The organism is Gemmatimonadales bacterium, assembly GCA_030697825.1.
Classification (GTDB): domain Bacteria; phylum Gemmatimonadota; class Gemmatimonadetes; order Gemmatimonadales; family JACORV01; genus JACORV01.
Map to the genome: position 1 here is coordinate 1 of JAUYOW010000323.1, position 6,035 is coordinate 6,035.

At 69.9% G+C, this 6,035-nt stretch carries 7 protein-coding genes; 1 reads left to right on the forward strand and 6 read right to left on the reverse strand.

Features of this window, described 5'->3' with window-relative positions; translation table 11 throughout:
- The 6 genes from Q8Q85_16145 to Q8Q85_16170 all read right to left on the reverse strand — a co-directional run.
- Positions 1-572, reverse strand: a 572-nt coding sequence (locus Q8Q85_16145; protein MDP3775790.1) for a stalk domain-containing protein, incomplete at its 3' end; no start/stop codon positions are given.
- Positions 573-615: 43 nt separating this feature from the next.
- A complete protein-coding gene (locus Q8Q85_16150) occupies positions 616-999 on the reverse strand; it encodes a response regulator (protein ID MDP3775791.1) in 384 nt (127 codons plus the stop codon).
- A complete protein-coding gene (locus Q8Q85_16155; GenBank protein MDP3775792.1) occupies positions 996-2,900 on the reverse strand; it encodes an ATP-binding protein in 1,905 nt (634 codons plus the stop codon). Before Q8Q85_16155 ends, Q8Q85_16150 begins: the two co-directional genes overlap by 4 nt.
- Before the next feature lie 212 nt (positions 2,901-3,112).
- Positions 3,113-3,394 (reverse strand): ferredoxin, encoded by a 282-nt coding sequence (locus tag Q8Q85_16160; GenBank protein ID MDP3775793.1) that lies wholly within the window; start codon positions 3,392-3,394, stop codon positions 3,113-3,115.
- Positions 3,395-3,397: 3 nt separating this feature from the next.
- Positions 3,398-3,871: a hypothetical protein gene (locus Q8Q85_16165; protein MDP3775794.1), complete on the reverse strand. Its 474-nt coding sequence runs from the start codon at positions 3,869-3,871 to the stop codon at positions 3,398-3,400.
- The gene (locus Q8Q85_16170; GenBank protein MDP3775795.1) at positions 3,868-4,761 is read right to left on the reverse strand and encodes a P-loop NTPase; all 894 of its coding nucleotides are present in this window, start codon (positions 4,759-4,761) and stop codon (positions 3,868-3,870) included. Before Q8Q85_16170 ends, Q8Q85_16165 begins: the two co-directional genes overlap by 4 nt.
- A 48-nt stretch (positions 4,762-4,809) precedes the next feature.
- Here Q8Q85_16170 and Q8Q85_16175 point away from each other — a divergent pair.
- On the forward strand, positions 4,810-6,035 hold a 1,226-nt coding region (locus Q8Q85_16175), incomplete at its 3' end, for an amino acid permease (protein ID MDP3775796.1).

The following is a 6,035-nucleotide window of genomic DNA, read 5'->3' on the forward strand; positions in this document are numbered from 1 at the left end:
CGCCCCTCGCTGACGAACCCATCGCGGATCTCCTCGACCTGTGCCGCGCCGCGGAGGCGCAGCAGCCGCACGCGCGCCTCCCCGGGGCTGCCCGCCTCGATCCGGTGCGTGAGGGGCCCGGTCGTCTCGAGGACGATGCGCGTGAAGGACGGGTACGAGCGCGAGCGCAACTCCTCCAGGGTGACCTCGGCGAGCGGGGCCGCGCGCGGCATCGCCACGGGCGTGGCGGGCCGCTCGCGCGTCGACGCCCGGAGCCTCGGGACGACCTCGCCGAGGAACGTCTCGGGAACGAGCCAGACGCCGCGGCTGACGCGCACCGGGGCTCCCAGCACGAACGGCTTGCCGTCCACGAGGACCTGCGACCAGTTCCGCGTGAGCGTCACGACGTGCCCCTGGGCCCGGAGCTGCGCCCGCGGGCTCTCCGGGCTCGCCTCGAGCGTCCCGCCGAGGCTCGTCGCGACGCGGGTGAGCTCGACGTACGCCCGGCCTTCGTGGGTCACGGTCGGGAGGTCCGCGGCCGCGGTGCCGGTGAGACCGAGCAAGAGGAAGACGAGGACGACGGGGGCCGTCATCGGTGCGCGTATTCTAGCAACTCGGCGGCGGGAGGCCGACGCTTTAAACGACGACCGGCATCTCGCGGGTGAGCCCACGGATGACGTCGTAGACCTCGCCCAGGCTGAAGGGCTTGGCGAGACACGGCGCGCCGCTGAGATCGATGAACTCGTGGCTCTCGGGGCTCAAGGAATCGCCGGTGAGGAAGGCGACCCGGGAGACGAGGTGCGGGTGACGGCGCGTGATCTGCTGGAAGAACCCCGGACCGTCGAGGTCCGGCATCTTGAGGTCGCAGAGCACGACATCGGGTCTCGTGGCACGGAAGCTGTCCCGGAACCTGGCGCTGTCCGGCAGCGTCACGCAGTCTAGTCCGTGGGGCCGGAGCAGCCGCTCGCAGTTCTCCAATACGGCTGGCTCGTCATCGACGATGAGGACAGTGGCCTTCATGGCCGAGCGCCCCGGTCGACCGGCGGGAACATGACGCGGAACGTGCTCCCGTTACCAGGCTCGCTCTCGACCAGGATCCGCGCCCGGTGTCCGGCTGCGATGTTCTGCACCACCGCCAGCCCGAGACCAGTGCCTCTGCTGTTTCGGCGCGTTGAATAGAAGGGGTCGAAGATCCGCTCCAAGGCGTCTTGAGGGATCCCGCAGCCCGTGTCCTGCACCTCCAGCACCACCGCTCGACCGCCGTCCGTCGCGACGCCGACGCGGACACGGCCGCCGAGGGGCGTCGCCTGGAGGGCATTGAGCAGCAGATTAAGCACCAGCTGCTCCAACCGGGACTCGTTGCCGGCGACAAGCGTCGGCTGCCGGGCCAGTGCGGTTTCCAGAGCGACCCCACGCAGGTGGAATTCGCCACCCACGAAGTCGGCCACGCGCGCCACGACGTCACCGAGCGAGACCTTGGCTGTCGGTGCCTCCTCGTCCCGCGACAGGTCCAGCAGACCCCGGGCGATGGTGGCCACCCGCATCGCGTTCTGGCGAACCACGTCGAGGTCACGCAGCGCGAAGCACTCACCGCAGCGTGCCGCGACCTCCTGAGCGACGCACTCGATCCGGTTCAGCATGATCCCGCACGGGTTGTTGATCTCGTGCGCGACGCCGGCCGCCAACGTCCCCACCGCGGCGAGCCGCTCGGCGCGGAGTTTCTCGCTGGTCCGCTGCGCCACCAGGCTCTCGAGGTTCTCCGTGTGGAGCTGGAGCTGTCGCGCCATCTCCGTGAAGTCCCGACCCAAGTCCTCGAGTTCGTCGTTGGTGGCGACCGGAAGCGGGGCGTCGCGGAGACCTTGCGCCAGGCGTCGGGTGCGCTCACGGAGAGCCCGGATGGGTCCGGTGAGTTGGCGCGCGGCGATCACGGCCAGCCAGAGGGCGAGAGCGAGAAAGACCGCGCCGCCGCCTAGAACGATCGCGGCAAGCCGCCTGGCGGGAGCGAAGAGCTCGTCCCTGGGCACGGCGTGGTAGAGGACGAAGCTTTCGCCACTGGTCGAGCCGGCGAATCGGAACGGAACGTAGGCGACGATGGAGCGCGGGCCACGGTCGACACCGGGCATTCCACTGACGACGCGCTCCGCGGTGGCTCGCGGCAGATCGGCGTATATCGTCGCCTCCGGCTGCGCCGCCAGCAGCGAGCGGTGCTGGCGGTGGCGCTGGGAGTGATAGAGGAGGAGGCCTTCCGAAGTCGCGACGGCCGTGACGCCACGCGAGGCCATAGCCGTGCCTCGGAAGAGATCTGCCAGCTGCGCGAGACGGAACTCCAGGACCACCGCTGCCGACGAGTGGCCTTCGGCAGCAAGCGGCTGCACGAAGGCCACCACTGCCACCGGCGCGACCTCTTCACCGCCACGCACCTCGAGGGGTTGCACACCGACCTGCCCCGGCGGCACACGGTCGGCGACATAGCCGTAGTAGAGCCCCTCCACCGGGTCTGGCTCCAGGTCTACTGTGATTCGGCCAGTCCGCTCGGCGCGGGCGACGATGAGCAGGTGGCCATCCGCAGCCACGAGCAGTACGCGATAGTAGTCCGGCTTGTGGCGGAGGAAGGTCTGAAGGGCCGGTGCGAGACGCTCCAAGCCGGACCGCCGCGGCTGAGATGTCAGGTCTGCCAAGCCGTTGGCGGCGGCGAAGTAGGCTAGATCCGCACGCACCCGGGAGAGCAACGCCTCGGACCGCTCACGGGCCACGAGCAGTTCGCTCTCCATCACCTTGAGAGCTTTGCTCTCGATCTGGCGCGTCGTAACGACCGTGCCGGCAACGCCGAGAATGGCGACGGGCACCGTCGCCCACGCGCCGAAGGCGATTGTCAGCTTCGCGCGAATCGGCAGCGACCGAAAGAGCTTGTTTATGTTCACGTCGCCCTCGGCTTCCCCCCGAAGCCCAATGTACGGCGAGATTGGCGGTCAAACCGAGTTCGGTCGGCAAAAGCACGAGCGCGGTTGTCGGGTTTGAACGGATAATGTCGAGGATCGGCGCTGGGCGATGCCGCGCAGGTGTTTCGATTGTCGGGGGAGTGAACCGGTCGAGTATATGGCGCACCAGCGACGACTGTCAACACCTTCGACGGCTAGCGTGGAACGAGCTGGTTGCGCGACAGGTCCCACACGGTGAGCGCGTCAACGGGGCACACGTCGCAGGCGCTGAGCAGCCGCTCGCGCTCGACCTTTTCAGGCTCCAGGAAGGTCACGATCCCCTCGTCGTCGAGCACGAAGGCCTGGCCCGCCGCCTCGATGCAGTCGCCGAACCCGACGCACAGGGTGCGGTCGATGCGGATGCGAAGCTCGCCGACCTGGCGCTCCTCGAAGTCCGCTGCCGCGGCAGGTCGCGTCCGGGGCTGTGGGTCCGCCACCGGCTACATCCCCTCGAGGCCGAGGTCGCCGCGGGCCGCGTCCATCACGTCCGGCGTGATGACCGAGATGCCGCGCTCGGCCGCGTAGTCCGCGTAGATGCGCTTGACCATCCCGCGCACGAACGACGGCACGTTCGCGAGGCGCTGCGTCGCCCGGTCGTCCCAGGTGACACGGGCGGGCGCGCCGCCAGGCGTGGAATCGCGCCGCTCCTCACCGGGCTCGGTGTCGGCGAAGGCGCCCTCGCGCCCGCCCTCGAGCGCGGTTCGGATCAACTCCATCGGCTGCTCGGGCACCGTGCGCCCGCCGATCTTGACGCCTAACGACGAGACGAGCTGCGTCTCCATCGGATTGGTGAGCATGGCGACCGTGCGGCCGCACTTGGGGCACTTGAACGCCGCCGCGAGCGTGCCATCGCCGGGGAGCCGGCGCTCCTCGAACGTCATCTGCTGGTCGCAGTCCACGCAGAGGAACTTCATGCGCCCTCCACCCGAGCGAGCAGGGCCGCGGCGAGCGCAGCAAAGGCCGGGTCGGCCGGCTCGCCGACCCGGCCCCCGTCCACGGCCGCCTGCACCGCCGGATCGAACCGGAGGCGTGCGAGCACCGGGGCCCCGGCAAGGGTGGCGAGCCGATCGGCGGCGTCGCCGCTCATGAGCGGGCCCTGAGCGCCGCACTGCGCGCAGCGGTAGTTGGCCATGTTCTCTACGATGCCAAGAATGCGGACGCCGCCATCGCTCGCCAGCTGGAGCGAGCGGGCCACGGCCCGCAGCGAGGCGTCGGACGGGATCGTCACGGCCAGCACGCCGGTGAGCCCGGGAAGAAGCTCCATCAGGGTGGTGAGGCGGTCGGTGCCCGGTGGGAGGTCCAGCAGCAGGAAGTCGAGCTCGCCCCAGGCCACGTCAGCCAGGAACTCGCGCAGCATCCCGGCCTCGAGCGTGCCGCGCCAGACGAACCGCGCCTCGCCCGGCTCCTTCCACCTGAGCGGCGCGCCCTCGGCGAGGAGGAGGTCGCTGGAGATCACGCGCACGCCCCGCGCGCCTTCCGGGGGCACGACGTCGTCGTCGCGTACTACGAGTGGCTCGCCTCCCACGCCCAGCATTCTTGCCGCTGTCGGACCGTGGAGATCGGCATCCAGCACGCCCACGCGCTTGCCGGCCTCCGCGAGCGCGGTCGCGAGCAGCGCGGTCACGAAGCTCTTGCCCACGCCGCCCTTGCCGCTCATGACGGCGACGGTGTGCCGCACCGTGCGGAGACGTTCGCGGACCCGGTCCTGCTGCACCGCGACCTGGGTCCCGATGCCGGAGCGGTCCTCGCCCGAAAGCTCGCGGTAGGTCCGGATGCGCTTGGTCATGAATAGGGCAAGCTTCACCGGCGCGGGAAGGAGTGTCAATCCCGCAAGAATACGGTATCTTGGCGCGTGCCTCCCGCAAACCATCCGATGGACGCCGGCGCCCAGCGCGATGCCTGGGGCGAGCGGCTCCCCCGCAGCCTAGGCCTCTTCTCGGCCATCGCGGTGCTGGTCGGTTCCACCATCGGCAGCGGCATCTTCCGCACGCCGGCGCGCATCGCCGACCTGGTGCCGTCGCCCCTGCCGATGCTCGGCGTGTGGGCCCTGGGCGGCCTGCTCGCGCTGTGCGGCGCCCTGACCTACGCGGAGCTGGCGGCCCTGTTCCCGCGCTCCGGCGGCGTCTACGTCTTCGTGCGGGAAGGGTTCGGCCGGCTCCCCGCGTTCCTCTTCGGGTGGACGGAGTTGCTGGTGATCCGCGCCACGGCGCTGGGTGCCATCGCCACCGTCTTCGCCGAGTACCTCATGCGCTCCCTCGGCTACGATCCCACGGCGGGCCCGGTCCACTACATCGCCGCCGGGGCGATCGCCGTGACCGCCATCGTCAACTATCGGGGCGTCAAGTGGAGTGCGATCCTGCTCAACCTCACCACGGGCGCCAAGTACTCGGCCCTGGTGCTGCTCGTCCTCCTGGCGTTCGTCCTCGGCAACGGCGACGTCGGCCATTACACGGCGGGTGACGGGACCGTGAAGGCCGGGCTCTTCGGGCTTTCCCTGGTCTCGGTGCTGTGGGCCTACGACGGCTGGGCGGACGTCTCGTTCGTGAGCGGCGAGGTGAAGAACCCGGAGAAGAACCTGCCGCGGGCGCTCATCTTCGGCACGCTGTCCATCATCGCCATCTACCTGGCCGTGAACCTGGCTTACCTCTACCTGCTGCCCATCGCGAGCGTGCGGCACTCGCCCCTGGTGGCGGCGGACGCGGCGCAGCTCCTGGTAGGCCGCTTCGGGGTAGGGCTGGTCTCGGTGGTCGTGATGGTCTCCACCTTCGGCACCCTGATGGGCTCGATGATGACCGGCCCGCGGATCATCTTCGCCATGGCCGACGACGGCCTGTTCTTCCGGGGCCTGGCGGCGGTACACCCCAGGTTCCAGACGCCGTCGCGGTGCATCGCCCTCATTGGATCGCTGGCGGTCGGGTTCGTCCTCTTCCTCGGCTTCGAGCGCCTCGCGGATACCTTCGTCCTGGCGATCTGGCCCTTCTACGCCTTGGCGGCGGCCACGGTGTTCGGGTTGCGCCGGCGCCGGCCGGACCTGCCAAGGCCGGTCAGGACGTTCGGGTATCCGGTGGTGCCCCTGCT

Excerpts from the sequence above, each read along its gene's own strand:
- Q8Q85_16150 (MDP3775791.1), bottom strand. The coding sequence starts at position 999 with ATGAAGGCCACTGTCCTCATCGTCGATGACGAGCCAGCCGTATTGGAG.
- Q8Q85_16165 (MDP3775794.1), bottom strand. The coding sequence starts at position 3,871 with ATGAAGTTCCTCTGCGTGGACTGCGACCAGCAGATGACGTTCGAGGAG.